Source organism: Nitratireductor lacus (assembly GCF_056431025.1).
In genome coordinates this window covers 60,528-87,294 of sequence record NZ_JBWKMB010000008.1, presented here as the reverse complement: position 1 = coordinate 87,294, position 26,767 = coordinate 60,528, and the positions used below count along the sequence as shown (strand labels likewise).

23 protein-coding genes are annotated in these 26,767 nt (G+C 62.9%); 12 read left to right on the top strand and 11 right to left on the bottom strand.

Annotated features, from left to right (window positions below; genetic code table 11):
* Positions 1-11: 11 nt before the first annotated feature.
* On the top strand, positions 12-1,289 hold the full coding sequence (locus AC07E3_RS08630; RefSeq protein ID WP_478361207.1) for an NAD(P)/FAD-dependent oxidoreductase: 1,278 nt from the start codon (positions 12-14) through the stop codon (positions 1,287-1,289).
* Between the two features lie 161 nt (positions 1,290-1,450).
* Here AC07E3_RS08630 and AC07E3_RS08625 read toward each other — a convergent pair whose 3' ends face one another.
* Positions 1,451-2,701 carry an allantoate amidohydrolase gene (locus AC07E3_RS08625; RefSeq protein WP_478361205.1) on the bottom strand — a complete coding sequence of 417 codons (1,251 nt, stop codon included), beginning with the start codon at positions 2,699-2,701 and terminating at the stop codon, positions 1,451-1,453.
* A 137-nt stretch (positions 2,702-2,838) separates the two neighbouring features.
* On the opposite strand from AC07E3_RS08625, the gene AC07E3_RS08620 reads away from it, so the two are divergent.
* The 7 genes from AC07E3_RS08620 to AC07E3_RS08590 all read left to right on the top strand — a co-directional run bounded on the left by AC07E3_RS08620 (position 2,839) and on the right by AC07E3_RS08590 (position 11,350).
* On the top strand, positions 2,839-4,395 hold the full coding sequence (locus AC07E3_RS08620) for an ABC transporter substrate-binding protein (RefSeq protein ID WP_336064972.1): 1,557 nt from the start codon (positions 2,839-2,841) through the stop codon (positions 4,393-4,395).
* A 76-nt stretch (positions 4,396-4,471) separates the two neighbouring features.
* On the top strand, positions 4,472-5,416 hold the full coding sequence (locus AC07E3_RS08615; protein WP_478361203.1) for an ABC transporter permease: 945 nt from the start codon (positions 4,472-4,474) through the stop codon (positions 5,414-5,416).
* Positions 5,416-7,353: a dipeptide/oligopeptide/nickel ABC transporter permease/ATP-binding protein gene (locus tag AC07E3_RS08610; RefSeq protein WP_336064971.1), complete on the top strand. Its 1,938-nt coding sequence runs from the start codon at positions 5,416-5,418 to the stop codon at positions 7,351-7,353. Before AC07E3_RS08615 ends, AC07E3_RS08610 begins: the two co-directional genes overlap by 1 nt.
* Positions 7,346-8,338: an ABC transporter ATP-binding protein gene (locus AC07E3_RS08605; RefSeq protein ID WP_478361201.1), complete on the top strand. Its 993-nt coding sequence runs from the start codon at positions 7,346-7,348 to the stop codon at positions 8,336-8,338. The genes AC07E3_RS08610 and AC07E3_RS08605 overlap by 8 nt, the downstream gene beginning before the upstream one ends.
* Positions 8,331-9,104 carry a FadR/GntR family transcriptional regulator gene (locus tag AC07E3_RS08600; RefSeq protein WP_478361199.1) on the top strand — a complete coding sequence of 258 codons (774 nt, stop codon included), beginning with the start codon at positions 8,331-8,333 and terminating at the stop codon, positions 9,102-9,104. Before AC07E3_RS08605 ends, AC07E3_RS08600 begins: the two co-directional genes overlap by 8 nt.
* 246 nt (positions 9,105-9,350) lie before the next feature.
* Positions 9,351-10,343 (top strand): tRNA dihydrouridine(20/20a) synthase DusA, encoded by a 993-nt coding sequence (dusA, locus tag AC07E3_RS08595; RefSeq protein WP_478361197.1) that lies wholly within the window; start codon positions 9,351-9,353, stop codon positions 10,341-10,343.
* 185 nt (positions 10,344-10,528) lie between these two features.
* Entirely contained in the window at positions 10,529-11,350 is an 822-nt protein-coding gene (locus AC07E3_RS08590; protein WP_223004133.1) for a sulfite exporter TauE/SafE family protein, read from the top strand.
* Between the two features lie 189 nt (positions 11,351-11,539).
* Here the strand turns inward: AC07E3_RS08590 and AC07E3_RS08585 are convergent, their stop codons facing one another.
* The 4 genes from AC07E3_RS08585 to topA are packed head-to-tail and all read right to left on the bottom strand — an operon-like array spanning position 11,540 to position 17,721.
* Positions 11,540-12,280, bottom strand: a complete 741-nt coding sequence (locus AC07E3_RS08585) for an NUDIX hydrolase (protein WP_223004492.1) — start codon at positions 12,278-12,280, stop codon at positions 11,540-11,542.
* Positions 12,281-12,297: 17 nt separating this feature from the next.
* Positions 12,298-12,756, bottom strand: a complete 459-nt coding sequence (locus AC07E3_RS08580) for a DUF983 domain-containing protein (RefSeq protein WP_336064956.1) — start codon at positions 12,754-12,756, stop codon at positions 12,298-12,300.
* Entirely contained in the window at positions 12,756-15,095 is a 2,340-nt protein-coding gene (gene rnr, locus AC07E3_RS08575) for a ribonuclease R (protein ID WP_478361195.1), read from the bottom strand. The genes AC07E3_RS08580 and rnr overlap by 1 nt, the downstream gene beginning before the upstream one ends.
* A 4-nt stretch (positions 15,096-15,099) precedes the next feature.
* Entirely contained in the window at positions 15,100-17,721 is a 2,622-nt protein-coding gene (gene topA, locus AC07E3_RS08570; RefSeq protein ID WP_478361193.1) for a type I DNA topoisomerase, read from the bottom strand.
* Between the two features lie 428 nt (positions 17,722-18,149).
* On the opposite strand from topA, the gene AC07E3_RS08565 reads away from it, so the two are divergent.
* Positions 18,150-18,380, top strand: coding sequence for a hypothetical protein (locus tag AC07E3_RS08565; RefSeq protein ID WP_478361191.1), 231 nt, complete (start codon positions 18,150-18,152; stop codon positions 18,378-18,380).
* Here AC07E3_RS08565 and dprA read toward each other — a convergent pair.
* From dprA to AC07E3_RS08545, 4 genes are read right to left on the bottom strand one after another with little or no spacing between them, the layout of a single operon-like run.
* Positions 18,342-19,475, bottom strand: a complete 1,134-nt coding sequence (gene dprA / locus AC07E3_RS08560; protein ID WP_478361189.1) for a DNA-processing protein DprA — start codon at positions 19,473-19,475, stop codon at positions 18,342-18,344. The genes AC07E3_RS08565 and dprA overlap by 39 nt on opposite strands.
* Positions 19,472-20,086: a glycerol-3-phosphate 1-O-acyltransferase PlsY gene (plsY, locus tag AC07E3_RS08555; protein ID WP_336064946.1), complete on the bottom strand. Its 615-nt coding sequence runs from the start codon at positions 20,084-20,086 to the stop codon at positions 19,472-19,474. Before plsY ends, dprA begins: the two co-directional genes overlap by 4 nt.
* 29 nt (positions 20,087-20,115) lie before the next feature.
* Positions 20,116-21,402 carry a dihydroorotase gene (locus AC07E3_RS08550; protein ID WP_478361187.1) on the bottom strand — a complete coding sequence of 429 codons (1,287 nt, stop codon included), beginning with the start codon at positions 21,400-21,402 and terminating at the stop codon, positions 20,116-20,118.
* Entirely contained in the window at positions 21,399-22,361 is a 963-nt protein-coding gene (locus tag AC07E3_RS08545) for an aspartate carbamoyltransferase catalytic subunit (RefSeq protein WP_464580342.1), read from the bottom strand. The genes AC07E3_RS08550 and AC07E3_RS08545 overlap by 4 nt, the downstream gene beginning before the upstream one ends.
* Positions 22,362-22,566: 205 nt before the next feature.
* Between AC07E3_RS08545 and AC07E3_RS08540 the strand changes: the two genes are divergently transcribed.
* Entirely contained in the window at positions 22,567-24,195 is a 1,629-nt protein-coding gene (locus AC07E3_RS08540) for an acyl-CoA dehydrogenase family protein (RefSeq protein ID WP_336064939.1), read from the top strand.
* Here the strand turns inward: AC07E3_RS08540 and AC07E3_RS08535 are convergent.
* Positions 24,177-25,115 carry an AEC family transporter gene (locus AC07E3_RS08535; protein ID WP_478361185.1) on the bottom strand — a complete coding sequence of 313 codons (939 nt, stop codon included), beginning with the start codon at positions 25,113-25,115 and terminating at the stop codon, positions 24,177-24,179. The two genes, AC07E3_RS08540 and AC07E3_RS08535, sit on opposite strands and share 19 nt — an antisense overlap.
* A gap of 164 nt (positions 25,116-25,279) precedes the next feature.
* On the opposite strand from AC07E3_RS08535, the gene AC07E3_RS08530 reads away from it, so the two are divergent.
* Together AC07E3_RS08530 and AC07E3_RS08525 are read left to right on the top strand one after the other, a co-directional pair.
* Positions 25,280-25,852, top strand: coding sequence for a hypothetical protein (locus AC07E3_RS08530; protein WP_478361183.1), 573 nt, complete (start codon positions 25,280-25,282; stop codon positions 25,850-25,852).
* Positions 25,852-26,184, top strand: coding sequence for a DUF6105 family protein (locus AC07E3_RS08525; RefSeq protein ID WP_478361181.1), 333 nt, complete (start codon positions 25,852-25,854; stop codon positions 26,182-26,184). Before AC07E3_RS08530 ends, AC07E3_RS08525 begins: the two co-directional genes overlap by 1 nt.
* Here AC07E3_RS08525 and ruvX read toward each other — a convergent pair.
* On the bottom strand, positions 26,130-26,615 hold the full coding sequence (gene ruvX, locus AC07E3_RS08520) for a Holliday junction resolvase RuvX (RefSeq protein WP_336064932.1): 486 nt from the start codon (positions 26,613-26,615) through the stop codon (positions 26,130-26,132). The genes AC07E3_RS08525 and ruvX overlap by 55 nt on opposite strands.
* Positions 26,616-26,767: the final 152 nt, after the last annotated feature.

Here is a 26,767-nt window from a genome sequence, read left to right as displayed (position 1 = left end):
CCGCGCTCTCTATGTCGGGCCCGTTGTCATCGGGATTTCAAAGAGCCGGAGGCGGGACCCTGGACGAGCACATCATTATCATCGGTGCAGGCCATGGCGGCGTACAGGCTGCCGCGAGTTTGCGCGAGGAGGGGTATGAAGGCCGGCTGACGCTTGTTTCGGGCGATCCGGAACTCCCCTATCACAAACCGCCGCTTTCCAAGGTTTTCCTGAAATCACTGGATGCCGAACCACAGATTCTGCGCGCCCGGCTGTTTTACGACACACAGAATATCGAGCTTGAGACGGGTGTCTGCGTTACCGGCATCGCGCCGGAAACCCGCACGCTGATACTGGATGATGGCAGGCAACTTGGCTGGAGCAGACTTCTGCTCGCCACCGGTGCTGAACCCCGCCGATTGACGGTGCCCGGTTCTGAAGGCGCCGGCGTTCATTATCTGCGCGACTGTGCCGATGCCCGCGTCCTGCGCGATGCCCTGGTCGGGGCGCAGAACATCGTCGTGATCGGTGGCGGCTTCATTGGGCTTGAGGTGGCGGCGACGGCCGCCATGGCCGGAAAGAGCGTGACGGTGGTGGAGGCGGCCGGACGCATCCTCGGCCGGGCCGTGAGTGCGCGCGTCGCAGAACACATACACGCCTATCATGAGAGCCTCGGTGTCAGGATATTGACGAACGCGGGTGTTGCGCGGTTCGTGGGCGAGAAGGGAACCCTTCGCAGTGTCATCGCATCGGATGGGCGGGAGCTTCCCGCCGATATGGTGCTGGTGGGCATTGGCGCGCTGCCGAACACCGCCCTGGCCGAAGCCGCGGGCCTTGCCTGCGACAACGGAATTCGCGTGGATGCCAGCTGCCGCACCAGCGCTGCCGACGTTTACGCGATCGGGGATTGTGTTTCCTTCCCGCACGCCGCGTCAGGACGCACACTGCGTCTTGAATCGGTCCAGAACGCCACCGATCAGGCGCGCATTGCGACAAAGGCAATGCTCGGCAAAGACGCAGCCTACGACGCCGTCCCATGGTTCTGGTCCGATCAGGGCGAGCGCAAGCTGCAGATGGCAGGTCTCCCTTTCGATGTGGATCGGGAGATCGTGACGGGAGATCCCGAGAGCGGCGCCTTCGGCGTCTACCTCTTCGCAGGCGACCGTCTGGTCGCCGTGGAAACCGTCAATCGGCCCGGCGAACACATGATGGCGCGGCGGATGCTGGCGGCAGGCTTTTCACCGTCTGTCGAAGAGGTGCTCGAGGGTCCGGCAGCGCTGAAGGCGGCGATGATGGCTGCGGAACGGTGAGCGCTCACCGGCGCCAGGCGTCCTGACTGCATGAGCTGTGGCTTGTTTAGAATAAAAAAGGGCTTCTTTCAAAAACCGTGAACCATTGATTAGCTCCAGCCGGACTGCCGGCCGCTAGCGGCAGCTCTCCATGAGGTTACGGCCGTGCCGCCGCCATGCCACTACTCTGCGGCGATAGCGCTGAGCCTGACCAGCGCTGCAAGCATCAGCTGAGCGCCCTTTTTGATGGCTCCCCAGTCGGTCCATTCCTCCGGCGCATGGCTGATGCCATCGTGGCTTGGTACGAAGATCAGGCCCGAGGGGCACAGGGCCTGCATTGTCTGGGCGTCGTGGCCGGCGCCGGATGGCATGGTGAGGGTTTTAAGCCCGAGCTGGTCCGCTTCCTCGTTCAACAGTGAGACGAGTGCGCCGTCGAGACGAACCGGTTCCATCCGGCTCTGCTCCTCGATGGAAAAGCCGAGCCCGTTTTCCTGCGCGGCATCGCGCACGGCCTGTTCCATGGCCTGGGCCAGGGACGCCATCGTGCCGGGATCGGTGTCGCGGATGTTGATGATAAAATCGGCGCGGCCCGGCACGGTGTGGATGAAATTGGGCTGAAGCGTCACTTTGCCGATCGTGATGCGACTGCGCTCGCCGCCATGCTCGGCGATCACGCCACGCACCGCCTGACCGACCGCCGAGAGGCCGGTGAAGGCATCGACACGCAGGTTCATCGGCGTGGTGCCGGAATGGTTGGCGCGGCCGATCAGCGACACGGCGAGATTGATGACGCCAGCGACACTGTCGGCGATCCCGACGGGGGTGCCGGCCTGCTCCAGTACCGGACCCTGTTCGATGTGCAGTTCGAGAAAGGCTTTGACGGCGCCGGGCGGGCGGGCGGCATCGAGCGCATCACGGGCGTTCAGACCCTGATCGCGCATTGCGTCGGCAAGCCGGATACCGTCGGCGTCGCGGGCTTCATCCAGCCATTGGGCGGTCACGAGGCCGGCAATGGTCTGCGAGCCCAGCATGCCGCCGAACCGTCCTTCCTCCTCGGCGGTGGCGACCACTTCGATGGCGGTCGTCGGCGTGAAAGCGGCGTCCTTCATGGCGCGCACGCATTCGAGCGCCACACAGACGCCGAGTGCTCCGTCGAAGGCGCCGCCCTCGGGCACGGTGTCGAGATGCGAGCCGGCCATGATAGATGGACCGTCCACCGGACCGTATCTTCCGAACAGGTTGGCGACCGGGTCGCGATGCACGGTCAGGCCATCAGCGCGCATCTGCTCCAGAAACCAGCTTCGCACGGCCATGTCCGCATCGCTGTAACCGACGCGGTTATAGCCGCCGGTCTGCGAATTGCGACCGAAAGCGTTGACCCCATCGAGCAGGGCGCGCAGGCGCTGTGAGTTGATGACGGGTGTGTGGACCATGAGATCTGCCTGTTTTTCAAACATTTATTCCGCGTCGTGAGTGCGGAACAGCGATGCGTTTTTGATTTATTATAATAAATGCTTGCCAATGGATAGATTGTTAGGATTAATTGTGCGCAACAGAGGGAGGAGCCCCCATGAGGAAACTGATTGCAGCCGCCATGACCGCCGGTTCGATGCTCTTTGCGTCGCCGGTCTTTGCGCAGACACCGCCCAACGTTCTGGTCGTCGGGCAGATCGCGGAGCCGAAATCGCTCGATCCCCACGCGGTGACGGCAGTCAACGACTTCCGCATCCTGATGAACGTCTATGACGGCCTGACCCGTTACAAGGACGGCACGCTGGAACCGGAACCGGCGCTGGCGGAGAGCTGGGAGATTTCCGATGACGGGATCACCTACACCTTCAAGCTGCGCGAGGGGGTGACGTTTCATGACGGCACGCCGCTCAACGCGGAGGCGGTGAAGTTCAACTTCGACCGCATGCTGAAAGAAGATCACCCCTATCACGATACGGGACCGTTCCCGCTCGCCTTCTACTTCTCGTCGGTGGACGAGGTGAAGGCGGTGGACGACCTGACCGTCGAGTTCACGCTGAAAGAGCCTTTTGCGCCCTTCCTGTCGAACCTGTCCTATCCGACAGGCCTGATCGTTTCGCCCGAGGCGGTCAAGGAACACGGCAAGGATTACGGCCGCAATCCGGTCGGAACGGGGGCCTTCAGGTTCGAGGAATGGCAGGCCAATTCGCGTGTCGTCATTACCCGCAACGAAGATTACTGGGATGGTGCGCCGCCGCTCGAGGCCGTGATCTACCGTCCGATCACCGACACCAACACCCGCATTGCCGAAATGCTCTCCGGTGGTCTGGACGTGATGGTGGAGGTGCCGCCGGACAGCCTGCAGCAGTTCCGCGATGGCGCGAATTTCAGCGTTTACGAGCAGGCGGGCCCGCATGTCTGGTTCCTGATCCTCAACATGAAGGAGGGGCCGTTCACCGAAAAGGCGGTGCGCCAGGCTGCCAATTACGCCATCAACAAGAAGGCGCTGGTCGAGAACATTCTGCAGGGCACGGCGGACGTGGCCGCGGGACCGACACCGCCGGCCTTCGCATGGGCCTACAATGAAGAACTGCAGCCCTATCCCTATGATCCGGACAAGGCCAGGCAGCTTCTGGAAGAAGCCGGTTATGATGGTGAAGAACTGACCTTCTACGTCACCGAGGGCGGATCGGGCATGCTCGATCCCATCGCCATGGGCACGGCCATTCAGGCCGATCTGCAGGCCGTCGGCATGAAGGTCAACATCGAGACCTATGAGTGGAACACGTTTCTCGGCAAGGTGAACCCTGGCCTGGAAGGCAAGGCGGACATGGCCGAAATGGCATGGATGACCAACTCGCCGGACACGCTGCCCTTCCTGGCGCTGCGCTCGGAAGCCTGGCCCGACAAGGGCGGGTTCAACTCCGGCTACTACGCCAATGAGAGGGTGGATGAACTCCTGAACAAGGCGCGCACCTCGACCGATCAGGCCGAGCGCGCCGCACTGTACAAGGAGATGCAGCAGATCGTTCAGGAGGATGCGCCCTGGGTCTTCGTCGCCAACTGGAAGCAGAATGCGGTGACCGGCGCGAATGTCGAGAACTTCAAGCTCCAGCCTTCCTTCTTCCTGATGTTGCAGGACGTGGCCAAGCCCTAAGGGCGAGGGCGGCATGTAGGGCACCGCATCAAAAGCGAACCGCGCCCATAACCGAACCTGAAACGAGGCCCCAGCCATGGCAGCCTACATAGCCAAGCGCCTCCTTGCCGCCATCCCGGTCCTTTTCGGGCTCTCGATCATCGTCTTTCTGATCATGGCGATGATCCCCGGCGACCCGGCAACGGCCATTCTCGGCTCCTATGCGACGCCTGAGAACGTGGCCAGGATCAACGCCGATCTCGGCCTCGACAAGCCTCTGCCCCAGCAATACCTGATCTGGCTCGGGAACCTCCTTCAGGGCGATCTCGGGCGTTCCTATGCGCTCAACCGACCCGTGCTGGACGAGGTGCTTGAGCGTTTCTCGGCCACGCTGATCCTGGCCGGAACGGCGCTCATGCTGTGCTCGATCCTCGGACTTCTGGCGGGCGTCGTCTCGGCCGTGCGCCAGTATGGTCTGGCCGACAAGGTGATCACTGTTCTGGTGCTGATCGGCATTTCGATACCGTCCTTCTGGCTCGGCCTGCTTCTCATCCTGGCTTTCGCCGTCAAGATCCGGTTGTTCCCGGCCAGTGGCATGTACGCCATCTATGGCGGCGGCGATCTGCCGGACCTGCTTCACCATCTGTTTCTGCCGGCGCTGACGCTGGCGGTTGTCGCCACCGGCGTCATCGCGCGGCTGACCCGCACGGCCATGCTGGAAGTGCTGCGGCAGGATTACATTCGCACCGCGCGCGCCAAGGGGCTGACCGAAAGACGCGTGATCTACCGTCATGCCTTCAAGGCCGCACTCGTCAGCGTCATTCCGGTGATCGGCATTCAGGCCGGGTTCGTGCTCGGCGGCGCGGTCTACATCGAAACCGTGTTCCAGTGGCCGGGCATCGGTTCAATGCTGGTCAACGCCATTTCCACCCGCGATCTGCTTCTGGTGCAGGGCGGGGTTCTGGTGGTGGCCGCCGCCTATGTTCTTTTCAATCTGGCCGCCGATGTGGTGCAGACGCTTCTTGATCCGAGGTTGCGCTGATGAGTGAAGCCGTTTCCACCGCCGCGAAGGGCAGGGCGCGGGGGGCAGGCCGCCCCGGTCCGGTCCGCCTGCTTCTCAACAACACGCTTGCGGCTTCCGGGCTGGCACTGCTGGTGCTGATCATCGCGGCCGCGCTTCTGGCGCCGCTCCTGCCACTGCCCGACCCGGATGCGACGGCACCGGCCAACAGGCTGTTGCGCCCGCTCACAGAAGGGCACCTGCTTGGCACGGATGCGCTCGGGCGCGATATCCTCTCGCGGCTTGTCTGGGGCACGCGCGTCAGCCTTGCCGTGGGCATCTCGGCCACGCTGATCGCCGCCTTCTTCGGTTCGCTCATCGGGCTTGTTGCAGGCTATGCGGGCGGGCGCGTGGACGCCTTCCTGATGCGCGGCATCGACATGGTGATGGCGTTTCCCTACATCCTGCTGGCACTTGCCATCGTGGCAGCGCTCGGGCCGGGTCTGCTCAATGCGCTCTACGCCATCGCTGTGGTGAACATCCCTTTCTTCGCGCGCAACATTCGCGGCATCACCATCGGCCTGTCGCGGCGCGAGTTCGTCGATGCGGCGCGTCTTTCGGGCAAGTCGAACGCGGGCATTCTGTTTGGCGAGATTCTGCCCAACGTTCTGCCGGTCATCATCATCACCATGTCGACGACCATCGGCTGGATGATCCTTGAAACGGCCGGCCTGTCCTTCCTCGGGCTCGGCGCACAGCCGCCGCAGGCCGATCTCGGCTCGATGCTGGGCGAGGGTCGCAAGATACTCTTCACCGCGCCGCATGTTTCGATCATTCCCGGCCTGATGATCTTTGCGCTGGTCATGAGCATCAATCTGCTGGGCGATGGCGTGCGTGACGTGCTCGACCCGCGGCTGAAGTCGGGTGCGCTGACGCGGCCCGTGGCCCGCACCGCCGTTGAGCGTCGCACGGTGCCCAAGACCCGCACCCATGGCGACAGCGTTCTGGAAGTGGCGGGTCTGAACACGGAGTTTCACATCGGCGATGACGTCTATCGTGCGGTGGGCGGCATCGACCTGCACCTCAAGCAGGGCGAATGCCTTGGCATCGTCGGTGAATCCGGTTCGGGAAAATCGGTGACGGCCATGTCGCTCATGGGGCTGGTGCCGACACCGCCCGGCCGCATCACGGGCGGAGCCGCATGGCTCGGCGACGAAGACCTTTTCGCCGTCAGCGATGAGCGCATCCGCGCGTTGCGCGGCGCGGATGTCAGCCATGTGTTTCAGGACCCGCTCTCTACCCTGCATCCGCTGTTCACCATCGGCGACCAGCTTACGGAAGCGATCATGGCGCACCGGCCGATCCGGCGGTCGGAGGCGGATGCACGCGCCGAGGAGCTGCTGCGTCTGGTGCGCATTACCAATCCGGCGGAGCGGCTGAAGGTCTATCCGCACGAACTGTCCGGCGGCATGCGCCAGCGCGTGTGCATCGCCATGGCGCTTGCCAATGACGCCAGGATCATCATCGCCGACGAACCGACAACGGCGCTGGACGTGACCGTGCAGGCGCAGATCCTGTCGCTGATGGACACGTTGAGGCGGGAAAGCAATGCGGCGATCCTGTTCATCACCCATGATTTCGGGGTCGTGTCGGCCGTGTGCGACCGGGTTGCCGTCATGTATGCGGGGCGCATCGTCGAGACGGGCACGACGCAGGAGGTGCTCAATGCGCCGGCGCATCCCTACACCCGCAAGCTGATCGACTGCGTGCCGGTTCTGGGTGAGCCCGGCCGCAGGCTCGACGCCATCGAGGGGCGTCCGCCGGTGGTCAACGATCTGCCGCCGGGCTGTGCCTTCGCGGCACGCTGCCCGCGGGTGAAGCCCGATTGCCGCAGGGGGCAGATCGCACTTTCCAGCATTGGCGATACGCAGGCCGTGCGCTGCCTCTATCCAATGACCGGGGAGACCGCCGATGACTGACACCCCCCTTCTGGAAATCGACGCTGCGGAGCGGATCTTCGGCGGTGGCCGCACGCTGTTCGGAAAAACCCTGCCGGCGGTGCATGCGGTGCAGGGCATATCGTTTAATGTGCGCAGGGGCGAGACGCTCGGCGTGGTCGGGGAATCGGGCTGCGGCAAGTCGACGCTTGCGCGGCTGATCGCCGGTCTCGATAGGCCCACCAGCGGCGCGATCACCTTCGACGGGGTGGATCTGGTTGCCGAAGCCAGACGCGATCCGCAGAAGCTTGCGCAGCGCGTGCAGTATGTCTTTCAGGATCCCGTCGCATCGCTCAATCCGCGCAAGACGATCCGCACCATTCTGGAAGCGCCGCTCAAACACCTGCTCGGACTGGACCGCGAGGCGCGCGAAAAGCGCCTGCGTGAGCTGATGGAGGCGGTCAATCTCGCGCCGGAGTTTCTGGAGCGCTACCCGCACGAGTTTTCAGGCGGGCAGGCGCAGCGCATTGGCATTGCCCGCGCGCTGGCCGCCGACCCCGAACTGATCGTGCTTGATGAGCCGGTTTCCGCGCTCGATGTGTCGGTGCAGGCGCAAGTTCTGAACATTCTCGACGATCTCAAGAAGACGTTCGGCCTCACCTATGTCTTCATCAGTCACGATCTTTCGGTGATCGAAAGCGTCAGCGACCGGGTGGCGGTGCTCTATTTCGGCCGGCTTGCCGAACTCGGCGCATCGGAGCGCATCTTCGCAGCGCCGCGCCATCCCTACACACATCTTCTGTTGAAATCGGCGCCGGTTCCGGGAAAACGGTCGCTCATCCCGGAAGATGCAAATACAGAACTGCCGGATCCGTATGATCCACCGCCAGGCTGTGCATTCTTCGCCCGCTGCCCGCGCGGTACCGACCGATGCAAGTCGGTGCAGCCACCACTCGAGGCCGCACCCGGCCACCCGGGGCACATGGCCGCGTGCCATCACCCCGTCAAAGAGAACGAGGATGCCTGACCGCAGCAGTCCGCCACCGGCTCCAGAGGCGTCGCAGCTTTCCACGGTGCTCAAACGCCGCAAGCGGCCGGACATCATCGCCGACCGCATACGCGAGATGATCGTCGCACACGGGCTCAGGCCTGGCGATCGCATCCCGCATGAGTGGCTGTTACCGGAAACGCAGGAAGCGTCGCGCGGAACGCTGCGGGAAGCCCAGAAAATACTCGAGTTCCAGGGGCTCATCGCCAGCAAGACGGGACCAGGCGGCGGCGTGTTTGTCTCCACCGTCGGGGCTGACCAGGCAATTCGGTTGCTCGACAACCTCTTCCTGTTCCAGCCACCGTCCATCGCGGAGATCTATGCGATCCGCAAGGTTCTCGAGCCGCAGCTTGCGGCGAGCGTTGCCGGCCGGCTTTCGCCTGAGGCGTTCACGGAGCTGCAGGCCAAGATACGGCTCTACGAGGCGGAACCACAGACGGCGGAAGAGGAATACCGGCAGCGTCTCGCCGAGCTCGACTTTCACGTCGAGCTGGCGCGCCACGCAGAAAACACGCTGCTCGGCTTCAACTGCATTTTCCTCGTCAGCCTGCTGCGTGACATGACCGTGTGTCGGGCGATCTACAAGGAGCCGAACCCGACGCTCCGCGAGACGGGCCTGCATTACCAGATCAGCCTGATGCGGGCGATCAAGGCTGGCGATGGCGAGCGGGCTGCAAGGGTCATGCGCGACCACATGGAAGCGGCGGAGCGTTACATGCTGGAACGGGCCGAAATTCGCCGGTAGGGGCATTGCGATATGGGCGAAGCCAAGCCTGCAAAGCATCTTATACACTGCGGGATACGGGAAGAAACCGCGGCTGACGGTTTCGTGTGGGATGATGGCCTCCCATTGTGCCGGGCATGAGCAGAAAAGCCGTGCTGAGGCACCTGGTACATACACTTTGAAAAAACCCGCGAAATGAGTCACATATCCGAGGAGCGGGGAGTGTCAGTGCGCCCAATCACGATGAAATTTATAAAACGCATGTAAATGACTGAAAATTATTCTAAATTCGCCGTTGCGCCGATGATCGACTGGACGGACCGGCACTGCCGGTTCTTTCACCGGCAGTTGACGGGCAGGGCGCTGCTTTACACCGAGATGATCGTCGCCGATGCCGTTATTCATGGCGATCGCGAACGCCTGCTCGGTTTTGACCGGAGCGAACACCCCGTCGCGCTTCAGCTCGGCGGTTCCGATCCCGAAAAACTTGCAGAAGCAGCGGAGATCGGTGCCGGGTTCGGCTACGACGAGATCAACCTCAATGTTGGTTGCCCGTCAGACCGGGTCCAGTCGGGAACATTCGGTGCCTGCCTCATGAAGACGCCGGGCGTCGTGGCGGCCGGTGTTTCGGCCATGAAGGCACGTGTATCTCTGCCCGTAACGGTGAAATGCCGGATCGGGGTGGATGATCAGGACACCGAGATCGCGCTCGATGCGCTTGCCGATGCGGCCTGGTCGGCTGGAGCGGATGCGCTTTGGGTGCATGCGCGCAAGGCGTGGCTGCAGGGGCTGAGCCCCAGGGAAAATCGGGAAATCCCGCCGCTCGACTATGACCGCGTCTATCGTCTGAAACAGGCCAACCCCGACCGGTTCATCGGCATCAATGGCGGCATTGTCAGCCTGGACGAGGCGGCCGCGCATCTTGCGCATGTGGACGGCGTGATGCTGGGGCGCGCGGCCTATCAGAACCCGGCCATTCTGGCGGACGTTGATGCTCTTCTTGAGGGTGGCGAACGGGTGCCGGTCGATTACGCCCTGCTGATCGAGGCAATGGCGGCCTATGCCGAACGGCACATCGCCAGTGGTGGACGGCTGTCGCATGTGACACGGCACATGATTGGTCTTTTTCATGGTTTCGACGGCGCACGCCGCTATCGACAGATCCTCTCAAGCAGGGCGACGAAGCCGGGTGCCGGCGCGGAAGTCCTGCGCGAGGCTTTTTCGGCTGTCGATCTTGGCACCCGACGCGACGCGGCCTGATCTCGATCTCACCACAGGAAATTGCATTTGTGCCGCATCGGCGCTAGCTAGGGCAATTCCAGGAAAAGCGGGTACCGGTTTTCCGTCCGGAATTGCGTAAAAGCAACAAGATAGAGCGCTCTTGCGATCCAATGAAAAATGGAAGCAATCCAGCCTCGCTGGCCCGGGGTTGAGAGGGGGACATCATGAACCTGCCTATGGGCGAAATCGCCATGTTCGCGGCTGCGCTGGCGGCGGCGGGTGTCGTGGCCGGCATTCTTGCCGGCCTGTTCGGCATCGGTGGCGGCGCGATCCTTGTCCCGGTGTTCTATCAGGTGTTCGGGCTCGTCGGCGTGGACGAGGCGGTGCGCATGCACCTGTCCGTCGGCACGTCGCTTGCCATCATCGTTCCGACCTCGTTGCGCTCCTTCCGTTCGCATTATCTGCGTGGCGCTGTGGATATGGATCTGTTGCGGAGTTTCGTTATCGCCGTGCCGGTCGGTGTGGTGCTGGCAACGCTTGTCGCTGCCCATGTGTCCAGCGGCGGCCTGCGGGCGATTTTTGCGGTGATTGCCCTTCTGGTCGGTGTCCGGCTTCTCTTGAACCGTGAGACCTGGCGGCTGGGAGCCGACATTCCAGGAAATCCGGCGCGCTCGCTTGTCGGCACATTGATCGGATTTCTGTCGACCCTGATGGGCATTGGCGGCGGTGTCATGAACAACACCTTCATGACGCTGTTCAACCGGCCCATGCACCAGGCTGTGGCGACCTCGTCAGGCGTCGGCGTTCTGATTTCGATCCCGGGCCTGTTCGGCTATGTGTGGGCAGGATGGGGCGAACCGCTTCTGCCGATTGCGTCCACCGGCTATGTGAACTGGATCGCCGTCCTGCTCATCATCCCGATCACGCTGCTCGTCGCTCCGCTTGGCGTGCGGATCGCCCATGCACTCGACAAGAGAAAGCTCGAAACGGCGTTCGGCCTCTTCATGATCATTGTCGCCGCCCGCTTTGGCTGGAGCCTGCTCTAGGCTGGGCCGCCACTCCTCTATCTCAATGTTTCGCTTGATCGGTGGCTGCAATGCCTGTGCGTGGTTCGACAAGCTCACCATGAGGGAGGGTTTCACCGGGCTTCATCTGGAGCAGCGGCAGAGAGGCATTGTTCGCTAGCGCCACCGTCCCTCATGGTGAGCTTGTCGAACCACGCACCAGTCCTGACCCTAGATCAGCGCCCGCTCAAAGCGGTTGTAGCGCATGGAATAGAAGGGCACGGGCGCTCCCGGCTTGAGCTCCGGATCAACCTTGAGCCGCTGCTCCAGATCATCGAGGATCGTGCAGGTGATGAGCGGAACCTCGGTTTCCTTGGCTTCGGGAATGGGAAGCCAGACCAGCTCTTCCAGCTCGTGGGTCGGGCCACCATCGGGCAGTTCCACGGCCACGTCATCGCGCCAGGCGGCCAGAAAGCGGGTGTCGAAGCGGCGCACACGACCGGGCGGCGTGATCGCACGGGCGATGTAACGCAGGCCGGAAAGCGAGGGGCAAACGCCGTTTTCGGCAAAGCCCTGCCAGTCCTTCGCTGTCGTGCTGAATGTGCCTTTTTCGCCGATCAGAAGACCGGCTTCCTCATAAGTCTCGCGGATTGCCGACATGGCGACGGCGCGCGCACGCGCTGCCGTAGCGCGCGAACCGGTGCCGATCAGCCGGCGCTCTTCGTCAGGGTGCAGACCCGCGGCAACGGGAATGCGGCCATCGGCGGGATCGGTGCGTCCGCCGGGAAACACGAAACGGCCGGGCATGAACGCGTGTTTGCGATGGCGACGCCCCATCAGCACCCGCACTTCGTCACCGCTGCGATCAAGCAGGATGAGGGTTGCCGCATCGCGCGGCCGCATGGGCTTGCCGCCGAGCGAAAAATCCTTGGCTTCCGCGCGGTCGACGGCGGCCTTGTCGAGGCCGTCCATGCGGTTCGGACGCCCGCTCATGAGCGCCTCCCGGAGTGTTCGGGAAGTTCCGGGTGGGTTTCCGCCAGCTCGTCCTCATCGCCGAAGCCGTGCATGTAATAGGCCCATTGCAGGCCGACGATCGCACCCTTGATCGGTCCAATCAGAATGAGCGACATGATCAGCGTGATCGGCACCCAGATCGACAGATGCACCCAGCCGGGCCAGTCGGTGAACGCCTCCATTCCCATAAAGGCACCGACGACGATGTGACCGACGATGAAAATCACCAGATAGGCCGGAAGATCGTCGGCGCGGTGATGGTGGAGCTCCTCTCCGCATTCAGGACATTGATCGGCGGTTTTCAGATAGGCGCGAAAGAGTTTTCCCTCGCCGCAACTGGGGCAGCGCCCCATAAAGCCGCGTTTCATGGCTTCCATCAGGGGACGTTCGGGCTTCTTTGACGCTGCTGCGCCGCCGTAGATTTTCTCTTCCATCATCGTCTCCTGCCCTGCGAAGCGCGGCGGCTATTGCCGGCAGCGCGTCCGGAGCGACCCTTTGCCTTGTGGAACGACTTCATCGATCCCGGCAACTTGTCGGGCTTGCTCAGCATCTCGAAGCGCATGGCACCGGCCAGCGGCGCGATCTCGACCAGCCGGACGGACACGCTGTCACCGAGCTGGAAGCCGCGCCCGCTGCGCTCGCCCACCATGGCATGCCGGGCTTCGTCATAGATATAGTATTCGTCTCCAAGCGTAGAGACAGGCACGAAGCCATCTGCGCCATAATCCGGCAACTGGACAAAAAGTCCCGCCTTGGCCACGCCGGAGATGCGGGCATCGAATTCTTCGCCGACGCGGCCCGACAGATGCTCGGCAACAAGCCGGTCCACCGTATCGCGCTCCGCCGCCATGGCGCGCCGCTCGGTGGCCGAAATCAGCGCTGCGATTTCTTCAAGCCGGGATTCCTCTTCCTGGGTCAGGCCATCCTTGCCGAGCCCGAGGGCCGCAATGAGTGCGCGATGGACGATCAGATCCGCATAGCGGCGAATCGGCGAGGTGAAATGGGCGTAGCGCCGCAGGTTGAGGCCGAAATGCCCGAGATTTTCCGGCGCGTAGACGGCCTGGCTCTGCGAGCGCAAGACCACCTCATTGACGAGCTGTTCGTGCTCGGTGTCGCGCACGCGGGCGAGGATGGCGTTGAACTGGGCGGGCTTGAGCTGCGCGCCACGCGCCAGCGAAATCTCGAAAGTGCGCAGAAACTCCCGTAACGCTTCCTGCTTGGCAAGCGACGGGGCATCGTGGACGCGGTAGACGAGCGCCTGGCGTTTGGCCTCAAGCGTTTCGGCCGCAGCCACATTGGCCTGGACCATGAATTCTTCAATCAATTTGTGCGCATCGAGACGCGGGGGCACGACGACGCGATCGACGGTTCCGTCCTCCTTCAGGAGAATTTTGCGCTCCGGCAGGTCTAGTTCAAGCGGCTGGCGGTTGTCGCGCCCGCGTTTCAGAACCGCGTAGGCATCCCAGAGCGGCTTGAGGATGGGCTCGAGAAGCGGGCCCGTCTTGTCGTCCGGTTCGCCGTCAATGGCCTTTTGTGCCTGCTGGTAGGAGAGTTTTGCCGCCGAGCGCATGATGACGCGATGAAAGCTGTGACCGACCTTCTGGCCGGACGCCGAAAAACGCATGCGCACGGCAAGGGCTGGACGCGGCTCGCCTTCGCGCAGCGAGCACAGATCGTTGGAAATGCGCTCGGGCAGCATCGGAACGACACGGTCCGGAAAATAGACGGAATTGCCGCGTTTCAGGGCCTCCCGGTCGAGTGCGGAACCCTGCCGCACATAATGTGCGACATCGGCAATGGCGACGGTGGCGATGAAGCCGCCGGGGTTCTTTTCGTCCGGGTCGGGCTCGGCCATGACAGCATCGTCATGATCCTTGGCGTCGGCCGGGTCGATGGTGATGAGCGGCATGTTGCGCCAGTCTTCGCGGCCTGAAAGCGTGACGGGCTCTGCGGCTTCTGCCTCGGCGATCACCCCGTCGGGGAAGATGTGCGGAATCTCATGCGCGTGAATGGCGATCATGGAGACCGCCTTTTCGCTGGAAAGAGAACCGATGACCGACGTCACCCTGCCGCGCGCCGGGCCATAGCGCCCGCCGGACATGGGCTCGATCTCGACCAGATCGCCATCCTGCGCGTCGTTCAGATCGTTCCCCTCAACCACGAGTTCGCGCTGCGTGCGCTCCACGGGCTCGATGCGAAAGGCGCCATCCTTCGATTTGCGGATGACACCGAGAATGCTCTGCCGGCGTTTTTCGAACACCTTCATCACGCGGCCCGTATAGGCGGGGCCTTCGCTGCTTTCGGTCGGGAAGACACGGGCCAGAACGCGGTCGCCGATGCCGGCAGCCTTGCCGCCTTTCTGGGTGCGGATTTCCACGAGGGGCAGGGGACCTGCGCCTTCGTCCTGCTCCTCCCGTTCGGCAGGCCGTGCCAGCAGGGCACCGGAGGCATCGCGTGAGAAGACATCGAGCACGACCACATGCGGCAGTGCGCCGGGGCGCAGAAGGCGCTTGCGCGTCTTCTTCAGAAGCCCCTCGTCCTGAAGATCGCGCAGAATGTCCTTCAGCCAGATGCGGTCGCCGCCCTTGAGGCCGAAGGCCTTGGCGATGTCGCGCTTCGACGTGCGGTCGGGATTGTCTTTGATGAAGCGCAGCACCGCGTCGCGGTCGGGGAGGCCGTCTCCGGAAGACGCCTTGGCGGAATTCTCCTTCCGTCCGGCTTTGCCGAGGGAACGGGTCTTTGCTTTCGACTTGCCGGAGATGCTGCGCGCCAAGGCGTTATTCCTCTTTCTTGGCTGCGGTTTTCTTCTTCGCCGCGGTCGTCTTCTTTGCCGTTGTCGCCTTCTTCGCGGGAGCCTTCTTTTTCGCTGCCGGCTTCTTCTTGCCGCCCTTGGCAGCCTTGGCCGCGATCAGTTCCACTGCTTCCTCAAGCGTCACATCCATCGGCTCCTTGCCCTTGGGAAGTGTCGCATTGACCTTGCCGTGATTGACATAGGGTCCATAGCGCCCGTCGCGGACGGTGATCTTGCCGCCCCCGTCCGGATGGTCGCCAAGCTCCTTGAGGGCCGTCGGCGTCGAGCGTCCGCGCCCGCCCTTGGCCTGTTTTTCCGCAATCACGGTGACGGCGCGGTTGAGACCGATGGAAAACACGTCCTCGACACTCTCGAGATTGGCATAGGCGCCGTCATGCAGCAGGAAGGGACCATAGCGCCCGATACCGGCCGAAATCATCTTTCCGGATTCGGGATGCTGGCCCACATCGCGCGGCAGGGCGAGCAGCGCCAATGCCTTCTCGATATCGATGGAATCAGGCGCCCAGCTCTTCGGCAGGCCGGCGCGCTTGGCTTCCTTGCCTTCACCGCGCTGCACATAGGGGCCGAACCGGCCGGAGCGCAGCGTGATCTCTTCTTCGGTGTGCGGGTCCTTGCCGAGCACCTTGTCGCCGTCGAGGCCGTTTTCGCCATTCTCGCCATTGCCGGCCTCGCCGAACTGGCGGGTGAAGCCGCATTCGGGATAGTTGGAGCAACCGACAAACGCGCCGTGGCGACCGAGTTTCAGGGAAAGCTGGCCGGTTCCGCAGCGCGGACAGGCGCGCGGATCGGTGCCGTCTTCCTTGGTCGGAAAGGCGAGCGGGGCAAGTTCCTCGTTCAGCGCATCGAGAACATTGGTGACACGCAGTTCCTTGATCTCATCCACATGGCCGGAGAAATCCTGCCAGAAGTCACGCAGAACCTCCTTCCAGGAAAGCTGGCCGTCGGAAATCTTGTCGAGCTTTTCCTCAAGGTCAGCCGTGAAATCGTATTCCACATAGCGCTCGAAGAAGTTTTCGAGGAATGCGGTCACGAGCCGGCCCTTGGCCTGCGGCATGAGCCTGCGCTTCTCGATCGTCACATAGTCACGATCCTCAAGCGTCTTGAGCGTCGCCGCATAGGTGGAGGGGCGGCCGATGCCCAGCTCTTCCATCTTCTTGATGAGAGAGGCTTCCGAGTAGCGCGGCGGCGGCTCGGTCGTGTGTTTGGTGGCGTCGATCTTTTCGCGCGTCTGCGTCTCGCCCTCGTGGATTTCCGGCAGGCGGCGGCTTTCCTCGTCCTCGGCGTTTTCGTCCTTGTCGATCGCGTAGGCGGCAAGGAAACCCTCGAACCGGATCACCGACCCGACCGCACGCAGGCCGGCATTGCGGGCGCCATTCTCGGCCACGATCTCGACCGTGGTTCGCTCGATCTCCGCCGGCTGCATCTGGCTTGCGATGGCCCGCTTCCAGATTATTTCGTAGAGACGAGCCTGATCCGCATCGAGATAACGGCGCACCTGATCGGGCGTGCGGGAGAAATCCGTCGGACGGATCGCCTCATGCGCTTCCTGCGCATTCTTGGCCTTTACCGAATAAAAGCGCGGCTTCTCGGGCAAATAGCGCTCGCCGAATTCCGCGCCGATCGCCTTGCGGGCCTGATCGAGCGCCTCGGGCGCCATCTGAACGCCGTCGGTACGCATATAGGTGATGAGACCGGTCGTCTCGCCGCCAATGTCGATGCCCTCATAAAGGCGCTGCGCCACCTGCATGGTGCGCGAGGCGCCGAAACCAAGGCGCGAGGACGCGGCCTGCTGGAGGGTCGATGTGGTGAAGGGCGGGGCTGGATTGCGCCGCGTCGGCTTCGCCTCGACGGAGACCGCCCTGAACGAGGCGCCCTCAAGCATCGCCTTTATATCGTCGGCCTGCTCCTGGCTCTTGATGTCGAGCTTCTGGAGTTTTTTGCCGTCGACCGTCGTCAGTCGCGCCTCAAAACTCTCCTGGCGCGGCGTGGCGAGCGTGGCGGCAATCTGCCAGTAATCCTCGCGGATAAACCGTTCGATCTCCGCCTCGCGGTCGCAGACAAGCCGCAGCGCGACCGACTGCACGCGGCCCGCCGAACGCGCTCCCGGCAGCTTGCGCCACAGGACGGGCGAGAGCGTGAAGCCGACCAGATAGTCGAGTGCGCGGCGTGCAAGATAGGCATCCACCAGCGGCGCATCGACCTCGCGGGGATGGGCGAGCGCGTCGAGCACGGCCTTCTTGGTGATGGCGTTGAAGACAACGCGCTGGACCGGCTTGTCCTTCAGCACCTTTTTCTGCTTCAGCACTTCCAGCACATGCCAGGAAATCGCCTCACCCTCGCGGTCGGGGTCGGTGGCAAGGATCAGCGTGTCGGCGTCTTTCACAGCCTTGGCGATGTCGCTCAGCCGCTTGGAGGAAGGGCTGTCCACGCTCCACGACATGGCGAAATCCTCGTCGGGACGCACGGAGCCATCCTTGGGCGGAAGGTCGCGCACGTGTCCGAACGAAGCCAGAACCTTGTAGTTCGAGCCCAGATATTTGTTGATGGTTTTCGCCTTGGCCGGCGACTCGACGATAACGAGATCCATAAGCTTTCAGATTTCCCCGCAGGCATCCGACGTGTCGCGGCGCCTCGCTATTTGAACGAATCCAGCCTCGTCAAATGGCCGTGCTTTCTCGTGCGGTCAAGGGCCAATGGGAATTTCGTCCGCTGTAAAGCGCCTGTGGACAGGGTTTGTTTATCGTAAATTTTCCGTTTATTTGTTTATAATGGTGTGTATACTTCATCTGGGTCCTTAATGGAGAATGATCGGGGACGGCAGGTAGCGGGCAACACGAAAGCACACGAAAGCAGCACGAAAAAGCATCGGACAACATGAAGGGGTGCCTGGCGCTAGATCGCTGTGCGTCCATCCGGACGCACAAAGGACGATCTAAACTATGGATGGAGCATCGGCATAATCCGAAAACCGGATTCCACTTTTCGGTACGATGCTCTGGAAGGGAGTGTCGGCGAATGAGCGAACATTGCGGTGGGGGCCGAACAGATGCACTCGACTACATGCAGGCGATGCTCGGGCAGTTGCGGACGATGGCGCTCGCAGAACGCTGCGAGATGCTCGCTTACATGATCGAGATGGCATATCTGGAGGCGGGTGACATCATCCGCGGCGCCCAGCCATATCGTTTCGAAGGGAATGGGCTCGACCTAGATGTCCGGGGGAAGAAGCGAAACCGCGCTTCCTGAATGCCGCTCCAGCCGGCCAGCCAGATCGAGCTCAAGCAAGACAGTCAACACCTGTGATGGATGCAGTCCTGTATGACGGATAATGTCGTCTATCAGCACGGGAGACGGTCCCATCACCTGAGTGATGCGATCGCGGTCGCTGTCACTGGGTGGCGGAGCAGCCGAAAATGACGGCGGTTCCTCCAGACTTTCCGGTCTCGAAATCGGCCTGTCCAGCAGCGGTGCGATGTGGGAAATCACGTCGTCGGCTTCGGTGACGAGGATCGCTCCGTCCTTGAGCAGTGCGTTCGTCCCGCCCGTGCGGGGGTCGAACGGCGATCCAGGCACTGCAAAGACAAGCCGCCCCATCTCTCCCGCCAGCCGCGCACTGATCAGGGAGCCGGAACGCCTGGCGGCTTCCACCACAACGAGGCCAAAGGCAATCCCCGCGACGAGACGGTTGCGGCGCGGAAAATCACGCGCCCGGGGCGACCATCCGAATGGCATTTCACTGAGAACGGTCCCGCGTTCTGCGATTTTCTCGAAAAGAGCGTGGTTTTCGGGCGGATAGGGCTTGTCCAGCCCGCCGGCAAGAGCGGCGATGGTGCCGGTATCGAGGCTGCCCTGATGAGCGGCGGCATCGATGCCCCGTGCCAGCCCGGAAGCAACGGAAAAACCGGCGCTTCCAAGTGCGGCCGCCAGTTGCCGGGCCATCTTCATGCCGGTGAGGGAGGCGTTTCGCGCGCCGACCAGTGCAACTGTCGGTCTGTGCACAATGGAGAGATCACCCTTCATTGCCAGAAGGGGCGGGGGCTGGTCCATGCGCCGCATCAGCGGCGGATAGTCAGCTTCCCCCACGGCAACGAAGGCGGCGCCCAGGCGCCGGGCTTCCTCCATTTCGCGCTCTGCATCCGCCCGTGAGGCGATGACGATCTGTCTTTTTGCCCCGCCACGCTGCGCGAGCTCGGGCAGCATCTCCAGAGCCGTTTCGGCAGAGCCATAATGATTGACGAGCTGGCGGAATGTCACCGGGCCGACATTCTCGCTGCGCAGCAGCTGAAGCCAGGCGAGGCGCTGTCGGTCGCTAAGCCGCGCGCCTTCGCCGGGCGCGTTCACCCCTTGCCCCCGATACGGGTTTCGGTGCCAGCCATGAGCCGGGAGATGTTGGTGCGGTGTTTGATAAACACGATCACGCTCATCAGAATGAAAAGTTCCGCGGCCTGAACATAGTCCAGAAGATAGAGGCCGACCGGAACGGCGATGGCGGCCACGAGGGCGGAAAGCGAGGAATACCGGGTGATGAAGGCCACCGCGAGCCAGACTGCGGCAAAGATGAGAGCCCCCGGCCAGGCGATGGCGATCAGGACGCCGAGATAGGTGGCGACGCCCTTGCCACCGCGAAATCCGAGCCAGACCGGAAAGAGATGGCCGAGAAACGCGCCAAGCCCCGCCGCGACAGCCTGATCGGGCCCGTAAAGGCCGGCCAGCAGAACGGCGACCGTGCCCTTCAGCGCATCGCCAAGGAGCGTGAGGGCCGCTAGCTTCTTGTTGCCTGTGCGCAGCACGTTGGTTGCGCCGATATTGCCCGAGCCGATCTTGCGGACATCGCCAAGGCCGGCAAGCCGCGTCACGATAAGGCCAAACGGAATGGAACCGAGCAGATAGCCGAAAAGGAGCGCGGCCACGAGATACGGCAATGCTAGCTGCCAACTGATGGGATCCGGCATCGGGCTCTCTCCCCTGAAACTGCGTTCACTCAGGCCGTGAACACTGTGCGGCCTGCAACCATTGTTTGCAAGACCCGGCCCTGCATTCGCGCACCTTCGAAACACGTGTTCTTTGAAAGTGAGCGAATATCCGTCTCGCGGACGATCCACGGCGCGTCGAGGTCCACCAAAACCAGATCGGCGTCTGCACCGGGTTTCAGCGTTCCGCCGGGCAGGCCGAACAGACGCGCCGGCGCGGTGGACAGGCACTCGACAAGACGCATGAGCGGCAGGTCGCCATTGTGATAAAGGCGCAGGGCCGCCGCCAGAAGCGTCTCAAGCCCGATGGCACCGGCCTCGGCTTCGGCAAAGGGAAGGCGCTTCGTGTCCACGTCCTGCGGATCGTGCGAGGAGACGATGATGTCGACCGCCCCGGTTTTGAGCGCTTCCACCATGGCGAGCCGGTCATCCTCGGTGCGCAAGGGCGGCGAAAGCCGGAAGAAGGTGCGGTAATCGCCGATATCGTTCTCGTTCAAGGTCAGGTGGTTGATCGAGACGCCGGCACTGACATCCGCGCCATCATTCTTGGCGCGGGCAATGGCGGCCGCCGACATGGCGGTGGAAATCTTGGCCGCGTGATAGCGTCCGCCGGTCAGTCCGGCGAGCATGAGATCGCGGCTGAGCGGTATGGTCTCGGCCTCTCGTGGAATGCCGGGAAGCCCGAGCCAGCTTGCGAAAAGCCCTTCATTCATCACGCCGGAGGACGCCAGATGCGGGTCCTGCGTCTCGTGAGCAATGGTGATGCCGAGATCGCGGGCATAGGTGAGGGCGCGCCGCATCACCAGCGCGTTGGCGATGGTCGAACGCCCCTCGGTCAGCATGACTGCGCCCGCCTCGTGCAGCAGGCCGAATTCGGAGAGCTCCTTGCCGGCAAAACCCCTGGTCACGGAGGCGGCGGGAAAAACATTGACTGTCGCCGTCTCACGCGCGGTGCGTTTAACGAACTCAACCAGCGCAACATCGTCGATCACGGGCGTCGTATCGGGCATCATGATGACCGAGGTCACGCCGCCTGCGGCAGCGGCCCGGCTCGCCGAGGCGATGGTTTCGCGATGTTCCGCACCGGGTTCACCGATGAACACACGCGAATCCACCAGGCCGGGAAGGATGGCATGCCCCCGGCAGTCGACGGTCCGGGCGTTCTCGGGCGCGCCCTGATTGTGCGCGTCAGCACCGGCGGCAACGATCTTGCCGTCGGCGACGATAACCGAACCGTTTTCGTCCATGCCGCGCGAAGGATCGACGATACGGGCGTTCTGAAAGACGGTCGCGCTCATGCTGCGCCTCCCTCGGCGTTGCGTCGCGGATCGAGCAGCGCTTCCATCACGGCCATGCGCACGGCCACGCCCATCTCCACCTGCTCCTGAATGAGGCTTTGCGGCCCGTCGGCGATCTCGGAGGCGATTTCCACGCCGCGGTTCATGGGGCCGGGATGCATGACCAGAACGTCGTCCTTGGCCGCCTTCAGTTTCTCTGCGTCGAGGCCGAAATGGCGGAAATACTCTCGCACCGAGGGAATGAGCGATCCCGCCATCCGCTCACGCTGGAGCCGCAGCATCATCACGATGTCCGCCCCTTTCAGGCCTTCATCCATGCGCGTAAACGGTTCCACGCCCATCTGTTCGATGCCGGCGGGAAGAAGCGTCGAGGGCGCAACGACCCGCACCCGAGCGCCCATTGCATTCAGCAGAACGATGTTCGAGCGCGCCACGCGCGAATGCAGCACATCGCCACAAATCGCCACGGTGAGCCCGCCGATGCGGCCTTTTGCGCGGCGGATGGTGAGTGCATCGAGCAGGGCCTGCGTCGGGTGCTCATGGGCACCATCGCCGGCATTGACGACCGAGCAGGAAACCTTTTGCGCGAGCAGGGCCGCAGCACCGGCCGCCGCGTGCCGGATCACCAGAATATCGGGCCGCATGGCGTTCAGCGTGATCGCGGTGTCGAGCAGCGTCTCGCCCTTCTTGGTCGAGGAACTTGCGACGGACATGTTCATGACATCCGCACCCAGCCGCTTGCCGGCCAGTTCAAACGAAGACTGGGTGCGTGTCGAGGCTTCGTAGAAAAGGTTGATATGCGTACGGCCGCGCAGCGCGGCCGTTTTCTTCTCCTGCTGCCGTGAAATGGCAACGGCGGCGTCGGCCCGGTCGAGAAGGGTTTCGATGTCGAGGGGCGATAGCCCCTTGATGCCAAGCAGATGGCGGTGCGGGTAAAGTGGGAAAGAGGCGTTTGTCATCTCAAGAGCCTGCTATAGGCCGCAGTCTGGTGGGCTGCAAGCGCGCATCGCGTGCGAAGCACATCAACGGGGCACAAATAACAGGTTTTGTGTTTTTGTGGTTCATTGCGCTTTCATCGATTGGCAAGGTGTGCTTGCCACTATGAAGCGTCGAGCGCGCCTTGATTCCCGACGCGCCGCATTTTTGTTGTGATAGAGTGAAGCCGTGACGCACGAAGTAACCAACCAGTCGCCTCCGATCGCCGGGACCAATGCCTGGCGCAGCGATCCTTTGCTGATGCAGGCGGCGGAGCGGTTTTCCGAGCCCGTGCGCAAAGAGCTCGATACGCTCGGGCGTTTCGTGCGCAATCAGGAGGCGCTCGACCTGGCCCGGCTGGCCAATGCCGAGACGCCCCAGCTCAGAACCCATGACCGGTACGGCAACCGGCTCGATCTGGTCGAGTATCACCCGGCCTATCACGCACTGATGCGCCGTTCGGCCGCCAATGGGCTTCATTCCTCCATTTGGGAGAAGACGGAAGCGGAGGCGGGCCATCGCCACCAGATACGCGCCGCGCGCTTTTATCTGACTGCGCAACTTGAATGCGGGCATCTGTGCCCGCTGACCATGACGAATGCCTCGCTGGCGGCGCTGATGGCGGACAACACGCTGTTTCGCCGCTGGGCGCCGCGTGTGGCCGTCCGCAAATACGATCATTCGAACAAGCCCGTCGTGCAGAAAAGCGGCATCACCATCGGCATGGGGATGACCGAGAAACAGGGCGGAACCGATGTGCGCGCAAACACGACCCGCGCCGAACGCCTTGAAGGCAAGATTTACCGCCTGACCGGGCACAAATGGTTCCTGTCAGCGCCGATGTCGGACGCCTTTCTCGTTCTGGCGCAGGCCGACAAGGGGTTGTCCTGTTTCCTCGTTCCGCGCGTGCTTGAAGATGGCACCGGAAACGGCCTCAATCTCCAGCGCCTGAAAGACAAGCTCGGCAATCGCTCGAACGCGTCCTCGGAAGTGGAGTTCCACGGAACGATGGGCGAACTGGTTGGCGAGCCGGGTGGTGGCATCCGCACCATCATGGATATGGTGACGCTGACGCGGCTCGACTGTGCACTGGGCTCGGCGGGCATGATGCGTGCGGCACTGGCGGAAGCCGTGCATCACACGCGCCACCGCCAGGTGTTCGGCGCGCGGCTCATCGAGCAGCCGCTGATGATGCGGGTGCTTGCCGATATGGCCCTCGACGTCGCCGCCGCAACGGCGCTTTCGATGCGGCTCGCGCGCTCCTTCGACGAGGCCGCCGACAGCCGCGGCGATGCGGCTTTCGCCCGCGTCATGACCCCGGTCGTCAAATACTGGGTCTGCAAGCTGGCGCCCGCCGTTACCTATGAGGCGATGGAGTGCCTCGGCGGCAATGGTTATGTGGAGGAAGCGCCGCTTGCGCGCCATTACCGCGAAGCCCCGGTCAACGCAATCTGGGAAGGCTCCGGCAATGTGATGGGGCTCGACGTTCTGCGGGTCCTCGAACGCAATGCCGGGCTTTTCGACGATGTGCTGGGCATGATCGGCAATGATCTCGGCGAAAAGGGCGGTGCGACGCTCGAGGTTCTGGCCGCCGCAGCCCGCGTCTGTCAGACGGACGAGGGCTCGGCGCGCATCCTGACCGAACAGCTTGCGCTCGCCGCCGCAGCTGCCGAGCTGAAGCGCATGGGCGCCGGCCGTGTTGCCGATGCCTTCATCGAGACGCGTCTGGCCGGCCAGTGGCGCAGCACCTATGGCATGCTGGATGCGCGCCATGACGCGGCTTCCATCCTCGATGTGCTTTATCCCGAGGCGAGCTGAGCCACGACGGTCAGAACCAGTGGTATCGTGAAGAAGGCGAGTGCCGTCTGCAGCGTGGTGATGCTCGCATAGAGCGGTGCATCGCCGCCAAGCTGGCGGGCGAGAAGATACCCGTTCATGGCGGTCGGGACTGCAGCGCAAAGAGCCAGATAATCGAGCGCCGGGCCGTAAACGCCAAAGGCAAGCGCGATCGAGATCATCAACACCGGAAAGAAAACCAGCTTTAGAAAAGCGGATGTCCACAGTGCCGCCCGTGCGGCGAGGAAATCGCCCGGGCGCAGGCTCGCACCGATGGTCAAAAGCCCCATGCCGAGCGCGGCTCGTCCGACCAGGTCCAGCGTCTGGTTCAGCGGCGGATAGAGACCGAACGGCATGAAGCGCAGAAGGACTGCCGCCGCCGCCGCCAGCACCATCGGATTGCGCGCAACGTCCAGAAGCACTTTCGACCAGGACGCGCTGCTGTCGGCAAAGCGCGTCACCACGAACACAGAAGCGATGTTGATGGGGATGATGATCGTCGCCATCACCAGCGCGACCACGGCGGCGCCCTCCGGCGGAAAGAGTTTCTGCGCCACAGCCAGCGCCATAAACCCGTTCCAGCGCACGGCTGTCTGGAACAGTGAGGAATACTGACTGTGCCGGATCAATCGGCTCGCCCTGAGCAGGGGCCACAGCGCCAGAACCAGAAAGATCATCGCAAAGACCGAGACCGAAAGCGCGCCGAGCAGGGCATCGAGCCGGAGTTTTGAGAAATCGGCGTTGGCAATGGTGATGAAAAGCAGTGCCGGGTAGAGGAACCAGTAGCAAAGCTGCTCAAGCCCCGGCCACGTCTCATCCCGGATGAGGGGAGTCCGCCGCAGCACATTGCCCGCAATGATGAGCAGGAAGATCGGAAGGATGCTTTCGAAAATCGCGAACATGGGGAATCCGGCGGCAGGAGGGTTCTTCTTGCTAATGGTCGATACGGAAACTGTAAAGCGCGGGACGGGTGCGCGCCGCCTGTGAAAGTTAACCTTAACGATTGGTAAGCGTTGCAGGTCGATTTGCGTCGGTTCAGTGTGCTTCTCATCCAAGGGCGAGACTCATGAACCGTACATTCGCAATCCTTCTGTCGGTCTACTGGACTGTTAATTTCGGCTTTGCCGCCTGGTCGGCCGCGTTGGCCGAAGGCATCGTCGTGCCCGCTGGCGCCCTGGGTACTGAAAGCGCCTGGCAGGCGTCGCAGTTTTTCGGTCATCTGGGCATGGTGCTCGGCAACGCGCTCGTCGCCGCGCTCTTTGCATGGACGCTGCTCGTGTCGCTGCTCGAAGCAGGGGACAGGCGCGAGACCGCAAACGTCGCCGGGCTTGCATGCGCCGCTGCGCTCGTCATGCTTCTGATGGATGTTATTTACGCGGGGCTCGCTGCGAAGGCGGCAACATTCGCTCCCTCGGCCGCGATAACGATGAAATTCCTGGCGGTGCTGGCGACACATCTGGTTTTGCGCCGTGAGGAGGTCGAAGCGGAGAGCGAAGAAGCGGTGCAGGCCGCGCGGCCCGCATCCCGTGTCTCGACGCTGCGCATCATCGATGCCGCACACGACACCATGGCTGGTCGAGTTGCCAGAAGGCAAGGTCTGCGCTTCTCACCACCCGCCAACGACCACGGGAGCCCGTGATGCGCTACCTGTTAGTCTTCTGGGCGCTCCCGCTCGGCCTGTTCTGGGGCTGGTACGGCCTGTCCTATCATGACATCAATTTCGGCCTCGGCTTTTTCAGCCGGGAGATGAACGATCTCCTGTTCCGGATCTATGGCGACATTCTGGGCATCGATCCCGCGATCATTCCCGGCATGGTGGCGCGCGCCTGCGTGCTCGACAGCTTTATCCTTCTGGGCATCGTCGCCTTCCGGCGCCGGCGAGCTCTCTGGAGCTGGTTCCGGGAGAAACGCGTCGCCTATCGGTCCCGCGACGCAGCGCCGGAAGCGCGCAACCTGTCCAGCGCGCCCTGAAGGATGAAGGCGGCGGCGGCCGAATCGATCCGCTCCGCCCGTTTCCTGCGCGATACATCCATTTCCAGCAGCGCCCGTTCTGCGGCAACCGTCGACATGCGTTCGTCCCAGAAGGCGACCGGCAGCTCTGTAAGCCGCTCAAGATTGCGGACAAAGGCGCGCGTCGACTGCGCGCGCGGACCTTCGCTGCCGTCCATGTTGACCGGCAGGCCGATAACGATGCCGCCGACATTGTCGCGCTTGAAGGCGGCAAGCAGCGCTTCGGCGTCCTGCGTGAACTTCTTGCGCATGATCACCTGACGGGGGGTTGCCAGGGACAGTCCGCGGTCAGAGACCGAAAGCCCTATGGTCCTGGTGCCGAGATCGAGCCCGGCCAGCGTCTGGCCTGCATCGAGAAAAGCGGGGAGTTCCTGCAGGTCGACCACTGACAAAACTGTGTTCTCCGATTACGACTGTGGGATCGTTCTAGGGTCAGGACCTATTAATATGATCACAATGGCGTTCGATAGACCAAGAGATGCAAGGAGAAGCCCGCAGAGCGGGGTCTTCCCCCCGGTCAAGGGGTTTGACGCGGCAGGTCGCC